The sequence below is a fragment of the Halomonas flagellata genome, assembly GCF_022487945.1.
Taxonomy (GTDB): Bacteria; Pseudomonadota; Gammaproteobacteria; order Pseudomonadales; family Halomonadaceae; genus Halomonas; species Halomonas flagellata.
Genome location: NZ_JAKVPY010000011.1, coordinates 19,305 through 38,174, shown reverse-complemented (window position 1 = coordinate 38,174; position 18,870 = coordinate 19,305). Strand labels below are relative to the sequence as shown.

Sequence of the window (18,870 nt, the reverse complement as noted above, 5' to 3'; positions counted from 1 at the left end):
CAAGTGTCGATGACTCCCGTCATCGGGGCCGGGCGGACCCGCCCCCGGCGGAGTCAGCCGCTGACGGTATCGGTGTCGCCATCGCCCAGGCCCTCGAGGCGACGCCGCAGTTCACGTCTCGCTTCCGGCCCGTCGGTGGCGCGGAAGCTCATGTCGAGATTCTCGCCGACCCGCTCCAGGGTCACCTCGACCCGCCGATTCCGGCGGCGGCCATCGACGGTGTCGTTGCTCGTCACCGGCCGGCGGGAACCGTAACCGCGGGTCTCGATCAGGTCAGGCTCCACCCCCTGGCTGACCAGGTAGTTGGCCACGCTGTCGGCCCGCGCCTGGGAGAGCGGGTCGTTGATGGCGTCGTTGCCGGTGCTGTCGGCATGGCCGGCGATGAAGACCCGCGCCAGGTCGGTACGGTCACGGATCCGCGAGGCCAGCCCGGCAAGCTCGCTGCGGGCACCGGCGCCCAGCTCGGCACTATTGGTGGCGAACAGGGCATCGGCGGACAGGGTGATGTCCGGCGCCCGGGTCGGTGCCGGGGCCGTGATGCCGCCGGTGAAGTCGGACAGGGTGAAACCGCTCGGCCCCTGGGCCGGGCAGATCACGTCGGGATTGATCTCGATGCCGTCGCCGCCCAGCTCGGCCAGGGTCGGCATGTCGTCACGACGCACCTCGAGGGCCTGCATCAGCCGGCCCATGGCCGCCAGGGTGCGAGCGTCGGCCAGGGCCACGTCATACTGGGCATTGACGTAGGCACGACTGGCCTCGAAGAACTCGTTCTCGCTGTCCAGCACGTCGAGCAGGGTACGCTGGCCGATATCGAACTGCTGCTGGTAGGCACCGCGCACCCCGTCGATGGACTGGCGGTGCTGGTTCAGGTAGCCGAGCTGCTCGCGCAGGCGCTGGGTGTCGTTATAGGCGATCTGGGTGGTCTGGCGCAGATCGACACAGGCCTGCTCGCGCAGGTTGATCGCCTGCTCGACCCGATCGGTGGCGGCACGGAAGGAGGCCAGGTCGCTGCCGCCGCGGTAGAGGTTCATGCTGGCGACCAGCTCGATGCTGTGCTGGTCGCGACGGCCGGTGAAACTGCTCTCGTCGTTGTTGGTGCCGGTGCGGCCACGCAGGTCGAGGCGCGGATGGAAAGCGGACCTGGCCCCCTCGCGCTCGGCCCGCGACGCCTCGATGTTCTCGATGGCGGCATGGAACTCCGGGTTGCCGGCAAAGGCCAGGTCCACCGCCTCGGCCACCGAAGGCGGCAGCCGGTCGTCGAGACCCGGCGCCGGGGCGAGGTTCTCCGCCGGCAGGTTGCCGACGATGCGCTGGTAGCGCGCCGTGACGTCGTGCAGGTTGGAGGCCTCGGTCATCAGGTTGGACTCGGCCAGGGCCAGGCGACCGTTGATCTGCTCCAGGTCGACACCGCGGCCGGCGCCGGAGAGCGCCCGCTCCTCGATCTGGTTGAAGACCCGCAGATGATCGGTGTAGTTGTTCTGGGCCAGGCGCACCAGCTCACGGCGGCGACTGACGTCGAGATAGGCCCGCACGGCCTCCAGGGCGACGTTCTCGCTCGCCCCGAGCAGCTCGTAGTAGCGCACCAGCTTGGCGTGATCGAGCCGTCTCACCTCGCTGCGCGTGGCGAAGCCGTCGTAGAGCATCTGGGTCAGGGTCAGCTGGGCGAAGTCGGTGGTGAAGCTACCGCGCCCGTCACCCTCGAGATCCTCGTAGTCGATCCCGGCGGCCACGTCGATGCTCGGCAGGTAGTTGCCACGCGCCACGCCGACGTCATTGCCGGCGGCACGCAGGCCGTTCCAGGCCGCCTGGACCTCGGGGTTGGTGGCGATGGCTCGCTGCACCACCCGCTGGAGGTCGGTCGAACCGGGGGCGGCCAGGCCGGACGGCAAGGACTGGGCCACGGCGGCCGCGAGCGGCAACAGGGTGAGCGAGGCCCCCATCACGGCGGCCCGCGCGAGTCGACAGGCACCCTGGACGCGCGAAGAGGCGGTTACGAAATGCATTCGAGTTCCTTTCATGTTTGGCAGGCGCGCAGCTCACGACGCTGTCCGGCCCGTCAGGAGGTCGAGTCTATTTTCTTGTTATTACGGGACTCATCCGGCAAGTCCGGACGGCGCTTCCTTTCCCGCTTTCCTAATTCCCGATAGCGACATCTCACCACGGGCCAGCATCAGGAAATTCCGCTGAGGCAAGGTGAGGGCCACAATACTTTCTCATGAACGTTATCCTTTGTAATGTAGCGTAACCAAACCAGCGCCTTTAGCCAATCCCTAAATCGATGCGAAAGGCGAGGAAATCACCGACTCCTGTGTAAGACAAAGCTTACAAAGCCTCCTTCACCGCCACGCTCTCTCCTGCCCGACACCAAACGTGCTATCGTCACGCCATCACCGACACGGCAGCGTCACGACAAGGAGAACGCCATGTCCTCATCGGAAATCCAGAAGACGCGCGTCATCAACGAACTGCGCAGCTTCATCAAGAAACTGCTGCAGGACCCCAGGATCCTCGAGCAGTCGCTGGAGATCGCCCGCCGCCAACTCTCGGAAGGCAGCAAGGACGAGGCGATGGCGCGTATCGCCAACGAGATCTCGGACACCACCAGCGTGCATATCCCGGAGGACCCGACGGAACACTCCGAGGCCGACCGGCTCTTCCTGGAGGTACTGAAGGAGGTGGTCGACGAGGAGCAGGCCCTCTATTGAGCCATGCCCTCGAGCAGCGCTCGCCCCGAGCCCCAGGAACGCCCGGCACTCGCCGGGCGTTCTGCATCGGGGAATCCGCCGGCAGGGCAATCGCAGTTGGCGGTAACGCTCGAGGCTGTTCCGGCGACAGGTCTGCGAGGGGGCGCTGTGAACCCCTCCCTGGGCGCTACCGATTCCATCCATGGAATCGGCCCCCCTCTTCGACCTGTCCCCGGCGCCTCTCGCTTTGGGTAACGGCGATTACCCTGAGCCGGTCGGTCGAGGCCGTGCGCTGCCGCGCCGGCCCTGATATCATGTCAACAGACTGTTTTTGAATCGTTTTTCACGCATGCACTATCTTCTCAAGCTGTTCCCCGAGATCACCATCAAGTCGCGCTCCGTGCGTCGACACATGACGCGCTGCCTGGCCGGCAATGTGCGCATTATCCTGCGTCGGCTCGACGAGAGGGTCAGAGTCAAGGACACCTGGGATGCCCTCCACGTCACCCTGCCGGAGGCGCTGCCCGATTCCCTGGCCCGGGAGATGGGCGAGCGCCTGACACGGATCCCCGGCATTCACGAGGTGCTGGCCATCCGCGAGGTGCCCTTCTCCGACCTGGCCGACATCGCCGACCGGGTGGTGCCGCCGTGGCAGCAGGCCATCGCGGGGCGCCGCTTCCGGGTCAGCGCCAAGCGCCGCGGCGAGCATGCCTTCAGCTCCGAGGACATCGAGCGCCTGGTCGGTCGCCGGCTGCTCGAGGCCTGCCCCGACGCCAGGGTCGACCTGACCCGCCCCGAGGTGGACGTCTCCGTCGAGGTCGTGCACCAGCAACTGAGGCTGATCGAGGCTCGCTGGCCCGGCCTCGGCGGCTATCCGCTCGGCCTCCAGGGACAGGCCCTGTCGTTGATCTCCGGCGGCTTCGACTCGCCGGTGGCGGCCTGGCGCATGATGCGTCGCGGCATCAAGACCCACTTCCTCTTCTTCAACCTGGGGGGGCCGGCCCACGAAGCCGGGGTACGCGAGGTGACTCATCACCTCTGGCAGCGCTACGGCAGCTCCCATCGCGTCAACTTCATCGCGGTGCCCTTCGAGGGGGTGGTCGCCGAGATCCTGCGCAGCGTGCCCGATGGGGTCATGGGGGTAGTGCTCAAGCGCATGATGGTGCGGGCGGCCAGCCGCATCGGCCAGCGCGCCCGGATCCCGGCGCTGGTCACCGGCGATGCCATCGCCCAGGTCTCGAGCCAGACCCTGACCAACCTGGCGCTGATCGACGAGGCGAGCGAGCTGCCGATCCTCCGCCCGCTGCTCACCGAAGACAAGCAGGACATCATCACCCAGGCACGCCGCCTCGATACCGCCCGCTTCGCCGAGACGATGCCCGAATACTGCGGGGTGATCTCCCGTCGCCCCCATACCCGTGCCCGCGCCAGCCAGGTCGAGGAGGCGGAGGCCGGTTTCGACTTCGCCGTGCTCGAGGCCGCCATCGAGGCCGCCGAGACGACCCGCTCCGACCGCCTGCTGGAGCGTCGGTATGCCCCCGGCGAGGTGCCGACCGTGGACTCGCCACAGGCCCTCGAGCAGCTGGGTGATACCTGCGTGATCGACATCCGCGCCCCCCACGAGCGCGAGGCCGCGCCGCTGTGGCTCCCCGACGTGCCACGCCTCGAGATCCCCTTCTACGAGCTCCAGGGCCGGGCGGCGGACCTGCCGGACGACCGCCGCTACCTGCTCTATTGCGACCAGGGGGTGATGAGCCGGATGCAGGCCCTGCACCTGCACGACCGGGGCCTGACGCACTTCGGCGTCTACCGCGCCACCTGACTCGCGCGAACAGCGTTTTTTTTTGCTGTCACTGGCTACATTTTCCCCCTCGCCGAGCTACGCTACAAAAAGGAACAATTTTGTTATCGTAGGTTGCGAGGGGTGGCGTATGGGCGCACGCGGGTCGTCGTCACACCGGAAGTCCTCTTCCTCCATGTCATCGCCAGGAAACGGCACAGCACATCCCGGCGTCTCGCCGCTCCTCATCCAGGAACCGCCGCTGGAGCCGGCTCACCCGCGCGAGGAGCCGCGCCACCGGCTGCGCAACTGGGGGCTGCTGCTGATCGCCCTGCTCGCCGTCACCCTGGCCACCCTGCTGGTGGCCGAGGCCCGCACCTCGCACTTCCAGTCCCAGGAGCTGTCGCGCTATGCCGGCACCCTGACCTACACCCTCGCCCCGGGCCAGAGCGACCGCATCCGCTTTCCCAGCCACGGCCCCTTCGACCTGCGCCTGGGCTATGCCCAGTTGCCGCAGATCGAGGAGCGCCTCCTCGGCCGCGGCTTCGACATCGAACGCCAGGTACGCTTCTCGCCGCCGCTGCTGGAGTACACCCGGCGCGGTTTCTTCCCGCCCTACCCGGAGAAGACCCGAGCCGGCTTGACCCTGGAAGAGTGCCGTGGCGAGACGCTGTACGAGTTCCGACATCCGCAGCGCCACTATCCACACTTCGATGCCATCCCGCCGCTGATGCTGCAGGTGCTGTTGTTCATCGAGAACCGCCAGTTGCTCGATGAGAGTGCGCCCTATGCCAATCCGGCGGTGGACTGGCCACGCTTTACCAAGGCGGCCATATCCCAGGTGGGCCGTGCGCTGGACATGTCCGACCAGGCCTCCGGGGGAAGCACCCTGGCCACCCAGGTCGAGAAGTACCGTCACTCCCCGCACGGGTTGACCGAGTCGCCGATGGAGAAACTGCGCCAGATGATCTCGGCCAGCGTGCGCGGCTACCAGCAAGGGCCGCAGACGCTCGCTGCACGCCAGGAGGTGGCGCTGGAATACCTCAACTCGGTGCCCCTGTCCGCGGCGCCCGGTTACGGCGAGGTGCATGGGATCGGCGACGGGCTCTGGATCTGGTTCGGCGCCGATTTCGACGAGATCAATCGCCTGCTGGTCCCCGACTTCAACTCGAACGCCACCCTCGAGCGCCAGGGCCAGGCCCTGCGCCAGGTGGTGGCACTGATGATCGCCCAGCGCCGCCCCTCCTGGTACCTCTCCACCGGCCGTCAGGCGCTGGAGCAGCTCACCGACAGCCACCTGCGGCTGCTGGCCGACGAGGCGCTGGTCAGCCCCGAGTTGCGCGATGCCGCCCTCGACCAGCGCTTGCCGTTCCGCGACTTTTCCCGTGACCCGGTGCGCCTGCGGGTCGAGCAGGACAAGGGCCTGCAGGTGGCCCGCAGCCGCCTCGGTGGCCTGGTCGGCCTCTCATACTACGACCTCGACCGCCTCGATCTCAGGGCCCGCACCACCCTGCACGGGGACCTGCAACGCCAGGTCACCGACTACCTGTATCGCCTCGCCGACCCGGACTTCGCCAGCGAGATCGGGCTGTTCGGCGAGCGGCTGCTGTCGCCGGAGAAGACCCGCGAGGTCCGCTACAGCTTCACCCTGTTCGAGCGGGGCGACGACGGTTTTCGTGTCCGCGTGCAGACCGACAATACCGGCCAGCCCTTCGACATCAACGAGGGCAGCAAGCTCGAGCTCGGCTCCACCGCCAAGCTGCGGGTCCTGGCGACCTACCTGGAGATGATCGCCGAACTTCATCAGCGCCATGCCGGCCAGCCCGTGGAGGCGCTGCGTCAGGTGGAGGTGGATCGCCAGGACGTACTCAGTCGCTGGGTGCTCGACACCCTGATCGCCCGCCCCGACACCGAGCTCGACGCGATTCTCGCGGCCGCCATGGAGCGACGCTATTCGGCCAGCCCCCACGAGGCCTTCTTCACCGGCGGCGGTCGCCATACCTTCAGCAACTTCAGCCGTGAGGACAACGGCCGCAACCCGACCCTCTCCGAGGCCATCCGCGAATCGCTCAACCTGCCCTTCGTGCGCCTGCTGCGCGACCTGGTGCGCTACAGCACCCACCGCAACGAGCAGCGCAGCCAACTGCTCGCGGACGACGGCGACCCTCGCCGGCTGGAATACCTGCAGCGCTTCGCCGACCGCGAGGGGCGCGTCTTCCTGCGGCGCTTCTGGCGCAAGTACCGTGACCTGGACAGCGACCAGCGCCTCGCTGCCTTCCTCGGCGGCTTGCGCATCACCGCCTCACGCCTGGCCGCAGTGCATCGCTACCTCTTCCCCGAGGCCGACCGCGACACCTTCGCCACCTTCCTTGCCGAGTGGCTACCCGGCGAACCGCTCGACGACCGCCGCATCGACAACCTCTATGATGTCCATGCGCCCGGCAACCATTCGCTGTCGGACCAGGGCTACATCGCCAAGGTGCACCCGCTGGAGCTGTGGCTGCTCGGCTACCTGCTGGACTATCCCGAGGCCTCCTTCTTCGAGGCCGCCGCGGCCAGCCAGCAGGAACGCCAGGAGGTCTATGGCTGGCTGTTCAAGACACGCCACCGCAGCGCCCGCGACGTGCGTATCCGCACCATGCTCGAGGTCGAGGCCTTCCTCGACATCCACCAGCGCTGGCAACGCCTGGGCTATCCCTTCGAGCACCTGGTGCCGTCGCTCGCCACCGCGGTGGGCACCTCGGGCGATCGCCCGGCGGCACTGGCCGAGCTGGTCGGCATCATCCTCAACGACGGCGTGCGCCTGCCAACCCTGCGCATCGACGACCTGCACTTCGCCACCGCCACGCCCTACGAGACCCGCTTCGTGCCGGCCGAGGCCCGCGCCCAACGGGTGATGGCCCCGGAGGTCGCCGCGGTGCTGCGCGAGACCCTCTCGCAGGTGGTGGAGGGCGGCACCGCCCGACGCCTGCAGGGCAGCTTCACCCTGGCGGACGGCACCGCCCTGACGCTGGGCGGCAAGACCGGCACCGGCAACAACCGCATCGAGACGGTGACCCGCGGGGGCCACGTCATCGATTCGCAGGCACGCAATCGCACCGCCACCTTCGTCTTCTATCTCGGCGATGACCACTTCGGCACCCTCACCGCCTACGTGCCCGGAGGCGAATCCGACAACTTCCGCTTTACCTCGGCACTGCCGGTGCAGGTGCTCAAGGGCATGGAGCCGATCCTCTCACCCCACCTCGAGCCCGGTGCCCGCAGCCAGTGCCGGCCGCCGGCGACACAGGAGATGCTGATGGCCAGGCACTAACTAAAAGACCACGAGCGCACACGAAAACGGGAAAGCAGGGGCCACCCCTCCTTTCCCGTTCATGGCAGTCTTTCCCGTTCATGGCAGTGCGGGAATGAGTGCGGGTTCAGCAGATCTCTTCCCAGAGCCGTTGCCGGAAATCCTTGGGAAGCTCGGCTACCTTGCCGAGCCGAGCCATGTGGGCATCGGCCATGTCCTTGGCGGCCTCGTGGTAGCAGTGGCTCAGCGAGGCGGGGCTCCGCAGCGTTTCGGGGTCGGAGAAGCACTTCGATACCTTCTGATTCGAGGCGGCGCAGGCGGCCATGAACTCGGCCTCCACCTGGACGGCCTCGAGGAGAGACTCCATCCAGGCCAGTTGTATCCTGACCATCGGGTGGGTCGCATCCATCCAGTGATGCAGCCACCAGTCGAACACCGGCTTCGTGGCCTCGGCGACACCCTCCGGGAAAGCGACAACGGTAGCGAGGGTCGCTTCGGGGGTCACTTCGGGAGTCGCTTGCCCAGTGGGCACTTGTTTAGCGGTTGACATATTGACTCCTCTCAAGAACGTAGTATTGGTGCGCTCTTGAGTGTAGTGGGAGCGGTCCAGGCCGGTCAGACAATTTTAGTACGACGTTATCTTGTCTTGCTGTAGACCGAGCTCTCGGCGCCCAGGCCGGGATGGGGAGAACACGCGCCAGGTCACCGGATGAAGCAGCTACGCTGTATTCGACCACATCCCGTCATGCCACCCGTTGATTCCCGTACCACTGGCCGGCCAGCCATGGATGAAAACGCCGGCAGCAGTGTGAGATCCTGCCGGTATCCGCTCGACTCCCCGACGAGGACCTCGCCGACATGATCGATCTCTGGACCTGGACCACCCCCAACGGCCGCAAGGTCTCCATCATGCTCGAGGAACTCGGGCTGCCCTACCTCACCCACGCCGTGGATATCACCAACCGCGAGCAGTTCGACGACGCCTTCCTCGCCGTCAGCCCCAACAACAAGATCCCGGCGATTCGCGACGACGACACCGGCCTGGCGCTGATGGAGTCCGGGGCGATCATGCTCTACCTGGCCGAGAAGACCGGCCGCTTCCTGCCCGAGGACGCCGAGGGCCGCTACCGCACCCTGGAGTGGTTGATGTGGCAGATGGGCGGCGTGGGCCCGATGCTCGGCCAGGCCCATCACTTCCTGAAGTTTCACCCCGGCAAGGCACCCTATGCCGAACAGCGCTTCCACGCCGAGGCCCAGCGCCTCTACCGGGTGCTCGACACCCGCCTGGCCGATCGCGCCTTCCTGGTCGACGACTACACCATCGCCGACATGGCCACCTGGCCCTGGATCTCGCGCTACGAGTGGCAGCGCATCGACCTGAACGACTACCCCAACGTCAAGCGCTGGTACCTCGAGATCGCCAGCCGCCCCGCCGTACAGCGCGGCTACCACTGCCCGAAGCGGGTCAACGAGATTCCGCTGCCCTGACGTCGGCGCCCCCCCCTAGAACAGCCCCAGCTGGCGGTCGATCAATGCCGTGAAGTCATCGTCCACGAACGGCAGGATGGCGTCGGCCACCGGCTGCAACTGGCGGGTCAGGTAGTGGTGGTAGTCGATGGCCGAGCGGCGCGTTTCCAGCGGCTCCGGCCCCGCCACCGTGATCACGTAGCTGATCCAGCCGCCGCCCTGGTACTGCCGCGGCCGGCCCAGTTGAGCGTTGTAGTCGTCGGCGAGGCGCGCCGCACGCACATGGGGCGGCACGTTGCGCCGGTAGTCGTCGAGCCGTCGTCGCAGCCGCTTGCGGTAGATCAGCCGGTCGTCGAACTCGCCCGCGAGCGTACGGCGCACATAGTCGCGCACATACTCGCGGTGCGGCTCGCCGGTGAAGATGCGCCGGTAGAGCTCCTGCTGGAACACCTTGGCCAGCGGCGACCAGTCGGCACGCACCGTCTCCAGCCCCCTGAAGACCATCCGCTCGCCGCCATCCGCGTCGCGCACCAGCCCGGCGTAGCGCTTCTTGCTGCCCTCCTCCGCACCGCGGATGGTGGGCATCAGGAAGCGTCGGTAGTGGGTCTCGAACTGCAGCTCCAGGGCGCTTTCCAGGCCGAAGGTCTCGTGCAGGTGCTCGGTCCACCAGGCGTTGACCCGTGCCGCCAGGCGCCGGCCGATAGCGTGGGCCTGCGCTTCACCGTGGGCGCGGCCAAGCCAGACGAAGGTGGAGTCGGTGTCACCGTAGATAACGGTATAACCCTCGGCCTCGATCAGCTCGCGGGTACGGCGCATGATCTCGTGGCCGCGCAGGGTGATGGACGAGGCGAGCCGCGGGTCGAAGAAGCGACAGCCCCGGGAGCCCAGCACGCCGTAGAAGGCGTTCATGATGATCTTCAGCGCCTGGGCGAGCGGCGCATTCCGCTCGCGCTTGGCGGCCTCGCGGCCCTGCCACACCCGGGACACGATCTCGGGCAGCGCATGGCGCGTGCGTGAGAAGCGCGCCCCCTTGAAGCCGGGCACCGAGTCGGCGTCGTCGGGGTGGCGCAGGCCCTCCACCAGCCCCACCGGGTCGATCAGGAAGGTGCGGATGATCGACGGGTACAGGCTCTTGAAGTCGAGCACCAGCACCGAATCGTAGAGGCCGGGACGCGAATCCATCACGAAGCCGCCCGGGCTGTCCTCCCCCGGCCGCTCGCCCTGGCGTTGCACCAGGTTGGGGGCGACGAAGCCGAGCCGGTGCATGCGCGGCAGGTAGAGATGGGAGAAGGCTGCCACCGAGCCGCCCATGCGGTCGGCGGGCAGCCCGGTGACCGTGGCGCGCTCGAGCAGGAAGTCGATCAGCTCGGTCTTCGCGAAGATCCGCGTAACCAGCTCGCAGTCCTTGAGGTTGTAGCGGGCAAGCGCCGGCTTGTCCCCGGCGAACATGCGGTCGATGGCCTCCATGCGCTGGTAGGGGTTGTCGATGGCCTTGCCTTCGCCGAGCAGCGTCTGGGCGACGTTCTCGAGGCTGAACGACGGAAAGCTCCAGGTCGCCTGGCGCAGCGCCTCGATGCCGTCGATGATCAGGCGCCCGGCGGCCGCGGCGAAGAAATGATTCGGGTGGCTGCCGTGGGCGCGCCACTCCAGCGGCTCGCCGCCACGCCCAAGCAAGAGCGGCACGCCGAGACGCTCGGCGTGTTGATGCAGGATACGCAGGTCGAACTGCACCAGGTTCCAGCCGATGATCGCATCCGGGTCATGCCGGGCGATCCAGCCGTTGAGGCGTTCCAGCAGTGCCTGGCGGCTGTCGCAGTAGTCGAGGGAGAAGTCGAGGGCGACATCGCCCTGGCCGCCCTGCCCCAGCATATAGACCTGGCGCTCGCCGCAGCCCTCGAGCGCGATGGAGTAGAGCTCGCCGCGGGCGCTCGTCTCGATATCCAGCGAGGCCAGCCTGAGCCGAGGGCGATAGTCCGGCGCGGCCTTCAGCTGGGCATCGGCCAGCGTGCCGCCGGTGTCCGGGCTGCCCGTGAACCGCACCGGCGCGGTGATGAAGCGCTCCATCAGGTAGCGCTCCGGCGGGCGGACATCCGCCTCGTAGACCTCGACGCCCGCCTGGCGCAACCGCTTGGCGAGGTTCACCAACTGGCGATACTGGCGGCAATAGAGGCCGAGCACGGGGCGCTGGTGAAAGTCGCGAAGGTCCAGCGGGCGCAGCGCGATGTCGCGCTCGCCGCGCAGCAGCGCCTCGGCCTGCTCGCGCTGTTCGGCGGGCACGAAGGCCACCGCGGGCTGAGCCGGCAGGCGGACACGCCGGGGGCCGTCATCGGTGGCCAGCCAGAACGTGACCTCGGTGCCGGCCGGCGACTCCCGCCAGTGCCGGGTCAGCACGAACCCCTGCTGTCGCTCCACCGACACCTCTCGACTGCCTGATCCTGGGGAAAATGTTACCCGGTGTCGGATGGAAAGTCGCCAGCCGGTAGCCATCCATGCCTGGCGAGGCGACGGCGGCCATGTGCCCTGGTGGTACGTCTAGAGCGTCTTGTGGGTGCCGTTACACAGTGGGGGCGTGCCGGTGTGCTTGCAGCCGCAGAAGTAGAGCGTCTCGTCCCGTTCCGCCTTGTAGACCACCGGCCGCAGCTCGGTGGTCTTGTGGGAACCATCGCAGAACGGCTGGGTGGCGCTGCGACCGCAGGCGCACCACATATAGGTCTTGCCGGCGACCACGTCGACGGCATAGGGCCCCTTCTGGGCGATGCGGGCCTCGGTCATGGCGTTTCCCCCCGGTCGGGTGATGAGCCTGCTTCCAGCCTACTGCAGCGGCCGCGAGGCGTCACGCCCCAAGGGCCCCTCACTTCTTTCGCTTGTCATGAACGTAGATGACCTTCGAGCTCTCCCCCCTCGAGGGTCTCTCCTCGATATCGAACAGCTCGGTTGCCGCCACCAGCTCCCCGAGCTTTCGATACCCGTAATTTCGCGAGTCGAAATCCGGAAACTGCTTCACGATATTGCTGCCGACCGCGGCCAGGGGTGCCCAACCGCTGTCATCCGAAGACGACTCGACCGCATTGCGCAGGGAGTTGACGAGCTTGGCATCCGACTTCAGTTCCTTGGTGGAGCGCCGAACCGTCTCCGGCCCCTCCTCTTCGCCTTCGCGCAGCACCTCGGTATAGATGAACTTGTCGCATGCCGAGACAAAGGGGAGAGGCGTCTTCTTCTCGCCGAAGCCGAAGACCGTGAGCCCCGACTCCCGGAGCCTGGACGCCAGGCGCGTGAAGTCGCTGTCGCTCGACACCAGGCAGAATCCGGTGAAATTCCCCGTATACAGCAAGTCCATGGCATCGATGATCAAGGCACTGTCGGTGGCATTCTTGCCGGTGGTGTAGCCGAACTGCTGGACCGGCTGTATGGAGTGCCGCAGCAGGGTCTCCTTCCATCCCTTCAGCTGCGGCCCGGTCCAGTCGCCATAGATTCGCTTCACGTTGGCGACACCATACTTGGCAATTTCCGCCAACAGGCCATCGACGATGCCCGGCTGGGCATTGTCCGCATCGATCAGCACGGCCAGGTTATTGTTCTTCTCCATCATCTCCTCCCCAGGGCACTTTCTTCCCGCCTGGACCCATTCAGCGCCACGGCAATCGTCTCGGCATCCGCAGGCAGGGCAAAGAAGAATCCCTGCCCCTGGCGGCAGCCAAGCCGCAGCACGAACTCCCCCTGCTCCTCGGTCTCGATCCCTTCGGCGAGAACGGTGAACCCCAGGCTAGCCCCCATATCGGCCACCGCGCGGATGATGGCCTGATCCCGGGGATCGTTGAGGACGCCATGAACGAAGCTGCGATCGATCTTCAGCTTGTCGATCGGCAGGTTCTTGAGATAGCTCAGCGCGGAATAGCCTATCCCGAAATCATCGATCGCCAGGGTTACCCCCATGCGCCGGATCTCGTGCAGCCTCTCGATGGTTCCCTGGTCCGAGTGCATCAGGGATGACTCCGTGATCTCCAGCTCCAGGTATCTGGCGGGAAAATCGGCTGACTCCAGGATACGGCGAAGCTGCATGACGAACCCCGGGCGCGCCAGCTGGGGGGCCGTGACATTGACGGCGATGCGCCCGAACTCCAGGCCGGCAGCCAGCCAGACCCGCCCCTGTTGGCAGGCCCGCCGCAGGGCCCATTCGCCGAGCGGCAAAGCCAGGCCGGTGCGCTCCGCCAGGGGCACGAAAGTGGTCGGCGGGATATTGCCTTCCCGGGGATGCTGCCAGCGTGCCAGGGCTTCCACCCCTGTCCACTTCCCGGTTCTAAGGTTGACCTGGGGCTGGTACTGGAGGAACAGTCGATCCTGCTTCAGGGCATCCCGCAGGTCGTTTCCCAGTCGTACCCGCAGCATCGCCCGGTCGGTCATGGCCTTGTCGAAGAAGTGATAGCCGCAGTCATGGCGCTTCGCCCGGTACATGGCGGTATCGGCCTGCTGGATGAGCTCGTCGGCCTGCTCACTGTCATCCGGATAGATACTGATGCCGATGCTGGCCTGGGCATGCAGTTTCCAGTCATCGAACTCGATCGGCGCATCCATGGCCCGCAGCAATCGCTCCGCGGTCTGGACCGCGTCCTCCGGCGCGTTCAGGTCCTGGATAAGAATGATGAATTCGTCGCCACCGAAGCGTGCCACCGTGTCTTCTCCGCGAACGGGGCCGGTGAGCCGCCGCGCGAACTCCTTGAGCACCCTGTCTCCCGTGGCATGGCCGAGACTATCATTGATCGTCTTGAAATCGTTCAGGTCCATGAACAACACCGCCAGGCGCGTGCCATGCCGCTGGCTGTGGGACAGCGCCAACCCAAGGCGTTGCCGGAAATGCACCCGGTTCGGCAGGCCGGTCAGTGCATCGGTATTGGCGAGATGCGCCAGCATCCGCTGGATCGCCTTCTGGCGTTCTACCCAGGTCACCGACAGGCTCAGACCCAGGACCAGACCGGCGAAGCCGCCGATGGTCGCAGCCATGCCGCCATGGGATAGCAGGGAGTCATGCGCAGCGGCAACGGGGGGCTCATAAAAGCGGGACGCCCCCATCGCCGTATAGTGCATGCCGGCCATCGCAAAGCCCATGAAGACCCCTGCCACCAGCGTCATGCCACTCTCCGAGAACGCCGGCAGGCGGCGAACTCGGAAGTGGAGGTAGAGGGCCGCCAGGGCCAGCAGAAAGGCCACCACGATGGAGAGGACGAAGAAGGGGAAATGATAGCGCAGCCCCTCCATGCGCATGGCTTCCATGCCGGTATAGTGCATGCTGCCGATGCCGACGGCCATCAGCAGTGCCCCCACGAAAAGCTGGTGCCACCTGAGGTTCGGGTGAGCCATGAAGTGCAGGGCCGCGCCGCTGCCGAGCATCGCCGGCACCAACGACAGCACCGTCAGGCTAAGGCTGTACTCCATGTTCTCGTGCCCTGCCACGGAGAAGGCAAGCATGGCACTGAAGTGCATCGCCCATATGCCGAAGCCCATGGCCACCGCACCGCCGATATGCCACCAGGTCTTGCTCCTGGCCGTCGGCGAGGCAACCATGCGGTCAGCCAACATCAATGCCGTGAGCCCCGCAAAGCAGGCGATGGCAATGGACAGGGTGACGAGCAAGGGATCGTAGGCGCCTTCCAGCAACGGGCCCAGCGAGGGGGCGGAGGTATCGAAACGCCAGAATTCCATCTTGACTCCTGTCGGCCATCTGAGCCCTTCGATCGCGCAGCAAACCTGTGCCCTTGCGATCAGCCGTGGTTCTGCCCACGGAAAGCCGAAACTGCCCCGCCATCCGCTTCCGTCATCGCTCCAGGCAGCATGCGATGACCGCACCCGTCCTGGATTCCCGACCCGAGTGTTCCTCCTGCCCTCCTGTCAGCCATGTCATGAAGCCTGGGCGGTGGCTGTGGCGACCGTATCGGGCCCCACGGCAACCGCCATTGCATCGAGCCTACTAAAGAACGTGTCGGCATGACCAGCAGGAACTCGAGGAAAAGGTCGCAGATGCGGGAGCCACCAGCAACGGGGAGGTTGCCGAGGGTCACAGCAGTTCCCGCGACACCTCGAGCACCCGTCCATCGACCGTGCGCTGCAACTTGTCTTCGATCTGGCTGCAGATCGACTCCACCTTCTGGGGCGATGCCGCGGCCACGACGAAGGACCACTCGCTGGTGTCTAGCCGGTCATGATTGGCGCTCTCGCAGACCGCGATCGCCGGGTTGCGACCGAAGCGCTCGTGCAGGCCGCCCATGCGCTGGCGCTTCTCCTTGAGGGAACGGCATCCCGGCAGGGAAATCCTCACGGTCAGTACGCCGATGTGCATGGGCCCTCCGTCTCGGCATTCGTTCGGGCTCGCCAATGTCGCCGCCGACCCCCGGGGGCCATCACGGGGACCTTCGGGCCCTCTGTAGCGGCCCCCGGGGGGCTCATGCCCTGCCCGGTCGCCGCTTCTCCTGCACGGCGAGCACCAGCAGGGTCAGCGCGGTGAGCGGCAGCACGAAGTAGAGCATGGTCGCGCCGAAGCCCGGCAGGGCGTCGTGCCGGGCGGCGGCCAGGATCAGGTAGAGGGTATAGGCCAGGTAGTAGCCGAGCAGGACCCCGCCTTCCCAGCGGCTGATCGCCCCGCGGGTAAAGCAGATCGGCAGGCAGGCCAGAGCGACCGCGATCATCACCGGGATGTCGAAGCCGACCATGGCCGGGGACGCGGCGATCCCCGAGGGCGCCAGCAGGCCGGTCAGGCCCAGCACGCCCAGGATATTGAAGACGTTGCTGCCCACCACGTTGCCGACGGCGATGTCGCGTTCGCCGCGCAGGGCCGCGATGATCGAGGTCACCACCTCGGGCAGCGAGGTGCCGGCGGCAATGATGGTCAGGCCGATGACCTGCTCGCTCACTCCCAGGTAGGCGGCGAAGGCCACGGCCCCCTCGACGAACCAGCGCGAGCCCAGCACCAGCACCACCAGGCCCCCCGCCACCAGGCCCAGGTGGATCCCCCAGTGCCGGTGATCGCTGGCCGCGCCGGCGTCGGATGGGGTGTCTACCGTCGACCGCTGGTTCTGGACGAACAGCAACGCCAGGTAGACCAGCAGGCCGGTGACCAGCAGCAGGCCATCGAGGCGCCCGATGCCGCCATCCAGGGCCATCAACAGCACCACCACGGAGAGCCCGATCATCAGCGGAATGTCGAAGCGCACCAGTTGCTGGGCCACCACCAGCGGCACGATCAGCGCCGAGACCCCCAGGATGAACAGCACGTTGAAGATGTTGCTGCCCACCACGTTGCCCATGGCGATCCCGGCCTGGTCGTCGATGGCGGCCTTGAGGCTCACGGCCAGCTCCGGCGAACTGGTGCCGAAGGCCACCACCGTCAGCCCGATGATCAGTGGCGAGATGCCCATGCGGGCGGCCAGGCGCGAGGCCCCGCGCACCAGGGCCTCGGCCCCCACGATCAGCAGCACCAGTCCGGCCACGAATGCGACGATGGTCATGCTTGAGACTCCTGAAAGCGACGCCCCGCGGCCACCATGGCCGCGGCATGGGCAAGCGTCGGGCCTGGCCGCGGCTGCTGAAAAGTTATCGCGAGGCGCGAGGCGCGAGGCGCGAGGCGCGAGGCAATCAGGTTTCCAGGCGGCGGATCACACGGCACGGGGTGCCGGCGGCGAATACGTCCGGGGGAATGTCCCTCGTCACCACGCTGCCGGCACCGATCACGCTGCGCGCCCCGATGTTGACGCCAGGGTTGACCACCACACCGCCGCCGATCCAGCAATCATCGCCGATGGTAATGGGCTTGCCGGCTTCCAGGCCGCTGCGGCGCGCTTCGGCCGCCAGGGGGTGGGTGGCGGTGTAGAGCTGCACGGCCGGGCCGAACAGCACGTTGCTGCCGATGGTTACCGGTGCCACGTCCAGCACCACACAGTCGAAATTGAAGAAGACGTTGTCGCCCAGGGTGAGATGACAACCATAGTCGCAATAGAATGGCGGCTCGATCCACAGCCCCTGCCCCGCCCCGGGCAGCAACTCGCGCAGCAAGGCCGCGCGCTCCTCCTCGGCATCGTCACGGCAGGCATTGAGCGCCTGGATCAGCCGCCGGGCGCGGCGGCGCATGGCCTGCAGCTCCGGGTCGCGGGCATCGTAGAGCTCACCCGCCAGCATCTTCTCGCGTTCGGTCACGGGGTTCTCCGGCGTTGCGGTTCGCCCTTTTATACCATCCATGATGGCATCAGCAGAGCATGCAAGAATCGGGGAACCTGCTTGGGTCTCCAGGGGCATATCGTGTGTTTGGCGACTTGCAAGATGCCGGCCCGGAAACGGCACAGATGGGTGAGGAGACCTTCGAGCCCGATGCGTCGGAATCCACCGAACCGGGTCAACTTCAACACCCCGATAAAGCCCAGGCCGGTAACACTCCTTGATGAGGCAATACGACCGCTCACAGCCGTTGGTGTCGGATAAGCGAGTTCAGTGGGTTGTCTCGGCCCCATACGGTTTGCGTGCGGCGATACAATGACACTCGAAATCAAGATGAACACGGCCGTCTGACGCCTGGTATGGTTGCACCGCCTCGGCGACGGCCTGCCAGATCGCGTGTTGTCGCTCAAGCGGCTGCCCCTCAAGGAGCCTCACGATGTCTCGGGCAACGTCCTGCAGGAAGCGGGTGTAGGCCTCGGGCGAATCGTGGATATATGTGCCCGCGACCTGCTCGAGCACGACTTCCCGGAAACCTGCCGCACGGAACCGCCGCTCAAGATCCACGGAGTCGGCGAGCCGGAAAATATTCGGCTCGTCGGGATCCGGCGGCCCCGCACCGACTGCCCGGCGCACTGTCGCACCCGCAATTGCGAGCCATGGCGACTTCGCGGGCTCGCTGAAGACAGCCATGGCGATGCGCCCTCCCGGCTTCAACAAGCCGTGAACCCGCCTTAGACAGGCGTCGGGGTCGGCCATCAGCATCAGCCCCCAGCGGCACAGTGCGGCGTCGAAGTCGGTTTCAGGAATCTCCAGCGTCTCGCCGTTGCATGCGTAGAAGGTGACGTTTGTCAGCCCGAGTTCCGTGACCCGCTCGCGGGCGAGTGCGATCATCTCCGGCGAGAGGTCCGTTGCCACGGCACTTCCCGTGGAGCCAACACGTTCAAGGGCATTTACCAAAGGTTCACCGTAACCCGTGGCGATGTCGAGGACCTTGTGCCCGGCTTTGAGCCGTGCCAGTTCGATGAGCCGATCGTTGACCACCTGGGCCCCCGCCTCAATGGTCGGCGCCCATTTCTTCCAGCCCGTGGCCACTGAATCCCAGCCACGGCGGGCCGCCTGCGCCCCCTGTGTCGGATCTAACGGACGTTCGGTCATGACCCTTTACTCCACCAAGCATCCTCACGCGCGCCAAGGCACGAAGGCGCCTTGTATTTATACCAGGAATAGTAGGAAAGGTAGGGAATGTCGAGATTCGCGTATTTGACGTGGAGCCCGACGATCGATCGAATGACCGCTGCTGTTCGGGCCCGAACGGTCAGCGGCTCCAGCCTGCACGACAGCTATGCATCGTTTCGCACCCGCCAGCATTTTCTCGTGTTCGATCACGTGATTCTTCCAGCGTTGCGGTTCGTTATACCATCGACCGCATGATGACGAAGTTCAGCGAC

Annotated in this window: 14 protein-coding genes; 4 read left to right on the top strand and 10 right to left on the bottom strand. The window is 66.4% G+C overall.

Annotated features, from left to right (window positions below; translation table 11 throughout):
• Positions 1 to 53: 53 nt before the first annotated feature.
• Positions 54 to 2,003, bottom strand: a complete 1,950-nt coding sequence (locus MKP05_RS10875; protein ID WP_240568294.1) for a TolC family outer membrane protein — start codon at positions 2,001 to 2,003, stop codon at positions 54 to 56.
• Positions 2,004 to 2,423: 420 nt separating this feature from the next.
• Between MKP05_RS10875 and MKP05_RS10870 the strand changes: the two genes are divergently transcribed.
• The 3 genes from MKP05_RS10870 (at position 2,424) to MKP05_RS10860 (ending at position 7,777) form a co-directional block, all read left to right on the top strand.
• Entirely contained in the window at positions 2,424 to 2,705 is a 282-nt protein-coding gene (locus MKP05_RS10870; RefSeq protein WP_110281545.1) for a hypothetical protein, read from the top strand.
• Between the two features lie 328 nt (positions 2,706 to 3,033).
• Positions 3,034 to 4,506, top strand: coding sequence for a tRNA uracil 4-sulfurtransferase ThiI (gene thiI, locus MKP05_RS10865; RefSeq protein WP_240568293.1), 1,473 nt, complete (start codon positions 3,034 to 3,036; stop codon positions 4,504 to 4,506).
• A 154-nt stretch (positions 4,507 to 4,660) separates the two neighbouring features.
• Entirely contained in the window at positions 4,661 to 7,777 is a 3,117-nt protein-coding gene (locus tag MKP05_RS10860; protein ID WP_240568292.1) for a transglycosylase domain-containing protein, read from the top strand.
• A gap of 106 nt (positions 7,778 to 7,883) precedes the next feature.
• Here MKP05_RS10860 and MKP05_RS10855 read toward each other — a convergent pair whose 3' ends face one another.
• On the bottom strand, positions 7,884 to 8,306 hold the full coding sequence (locus MKP05_RS10855; RefSeq protein WP_240568291.1) for a hypothetical protein: 423 nt from the start codon (positions 8,304 to 8,306) through the stop codon (positions 7,884 to 7,886).
• Positions 8,307 to 8,614: 308 nt separating this feature from the next.
• Between MKP05_RS10855 and MKP05_RS10850 the strand changes: the two genes are divergently transcribed.
• On the top strand, positions 8,615 to 9,244 hold the full coding sequence (locus MKP05_RS10850) for a glutathione S-transferase family protein (RefSeq protein WP_240568290.1): 630 nt from the start codon (positions 8,615 to 8,617) through the stop codon (positions 9,242 to 9,244).
• 15 nt (positions 9,245 to 9,259) lie between these two features.
• On the opposite strand, the gene MKP05_RS10845 is transcribed toward MKP05_RS10850, so the two are convergent.
• The 8 genes from MKP05_RS10845 to MKP05_RS10810 all read right to left on the bottom strand — a co-directional run bounded on the left by MKP05_RS10845 (position 9,260) and on the right by MKP05_RS10810 (position 18,577).
• Positions 9,260 to 11,635 carry a DNA polymerase II gene (locus MKP05_RS10845; protein ID WP_338072354.1) on the bottom strand — a complete coding sequence of 792 codons (2,376 nt, stop codon included), beginning with the start codon at positions 11,633 to 11,635 and terminating at the stop codon, positions 9,260 to 9,262.
• A gap of 120 nt (positions 11,636 to 11,755) precedes the next feature.
• Positions 11,756 to 11,995: a CDGSH iron-sulfur domain-containing protein gene (locus MKP05_RS10840; RefSeq protein ID WP_240568288.1), complete on the bottom strand. Its 240-nt coding sequence runs from the start codon at positions 11,993 to 11,995 to the stop codon at positions 11,756 to 11,758.
• A gap of 79 nt (positions 11,996 to 12,074) precedes the next feature.
• The gene (locus MKP05_RS10835) at positions 12,075 to 12,809 is read right to left on the bottom strand and encodes an NYN domain-containing protein (protein WP_110281551.1); all 735 of its coding nucleotides are present in this window, start codon (positions 12,807 to 12,809) and stop codon (positions 12,075 to 12,077) included.
• Positions 12,809 to 14,920, bottom strand: a complete 2,112-nt coding sequence (locus tag MKP05_RS10830; protein WP_240568287.1) for a putative bifunctional diguanylate cyclase/phosphodiesterase — start codon at positions 14,918 to 14,920, stop codon at positions 12,809 to 12,811. Before MKP05_RS10830 ends, MKP05_RS10835 begins: the two co-directional genes overlap by 1 nt.
• A 352-nt stretch (positions 14,921 to 15,272) precedes the next feature.
• Entirely contained in the window at positions 15,273 to 15,554 is a 282-nt protein-coding gene (locus MKP05_RS10825; protein ID WP_240568286.1) for a DUF503 domain-containing protein, read from the bottom strand.
• A gap of 103 nt (positions 15,555 to 15,657) precedes the next feature.
• Positions 15,658 to 16,719 carry a calcium/sodium antiporter gene (locus tag MKP05_RS10820; protein WP_240568285.1) on the bottom strand — a complete coding sequence of 354 codons (1,062 nt, stop codon included), beginning with the start codon at positions 16,717 to 16,719 and terminating at the stop codon, positions 15,658 to 15,660.
• A 127-nt stretch (positions 16,720 to 16,846) separates the two neighbouring features.
• Positions 16,847 to 17,404, bottom strand: a complete 558-nt coding sequence (locus tag MKP05_RS10815; RefSeq protein WP_338072353.1) for a sugar O-acetyltransferase — start codon at positions 17,402 to 17,404, stop codon at positions 16,847 to 16,849.
• A 288-nt stretch (positions 17,405 to 17,692) separates the two neighbouring features.
• Positions 17,693 to 18,577: a class I SAM-dependent methyltransferase gene (locus MKP05_RS10810; RefSeq protein WP_240568284.1), complete on the bottom strand. Its 885-nt coding sequence runs from the start codon at positions 18,575 to 18,577 to the stop codon at positions 17,693 to 17,695.
• Positions 18,578 to 18,870 lie beyond the last annotated feature (293 nt).

What these genes read in the sequence shown, in the direction of transcription:
- MKP05_RS10860 (WP_240568292.1), top strand. Translation starts at nt 4,661, where the DNA reads ATGTCATCGCCAGGAAACGGCACAGCACATCCCGGCGTCTCGCCGCTC.
- MKP05_RS10820 (WP_240568285.1), bottom strand. Translation starts at nt 16,719, where the DNA reads ATGACCATCGTCGCATTCGTGGCCGGACTGGTGCTGCTGATCGTGGGG.
- MKP05_RS10835 (WP_110281551.1), bottom strand. Translation starts at nt 12,809, where the DNA reads ATGGAGAAGAACAATAACCTGGCCGTGCTGATCGATGCGGACAATGCC.
- MKP05_RS10850 (WP_240568290.1), top strand. Translation starts at nt 8,615, where the DNA reads ATGATCGATCTCTGGACCTGGACCACCCCCAACGGCCGCAAGGTCTCC.
- MKP05_RS10875 (WP_240568294.1), bottom strand. Translation starts at nt 2,003, where the DNA reads ATGCATTTCGTAACCGCCTCTTCGCGCGTCCAGGGTGCCTGTCGACTC.
- MKP05_RS10840 (WP_240568288.1), bottom strand. Translation starts at nt 11,995, where the DNA reads ATGACCGAGGCCCGCATCGCCCAGAAGGGGCCCTATGCCGTCGACGTG.
- MKP05_RS10825 (WP_240568286.1), bottom strand. Translation starts at nt 15,554, where the DNA reads ATGCACATCGGCGTACTGACCGTGAGGATTTCCCTGCCGGGATGCCGT.
- MKP05_RS10810 (WP_240568284.1), bottom strand. Translation starts at nt 18,577, where the DNA reads ATGACCGAACGTCCGTTAGATCCGACACAGGGGGCGCAGGCGGCCCGC.
- MKP05_RS10855 (WP_240568291.1), bottom strand. Translation starts at nt 8,306, where the DNA reads ATGTCAACCGCTAAACAAGTGCCCACTGGGCAAGCGACTCCCGAAGTG.
- MKP05_RS10870 (WP_110281545.1), top strand. Translation starts at nt 2,424, where the DNA reads ATGTCCTCATCGGAAATCCAGAAGACGCGCGTCATCAACGAACTGCGC.
- MKP05_RS10830 (WP_240568287.1), bottom strand. Translation starts at nt 14,920, where the DNA reads ATGGAATTCTGGCGTTTCGATACCTCCGCCCCCTCGCTGGGCCCGTTG.
- thiI (WP_240568293.1), top strand. Translation starts at nt 3,034, where the DNA reads ATGCACTATCTTCTCAAGCTGTTCCCCGAGATCACCATCAAGTCGCGC.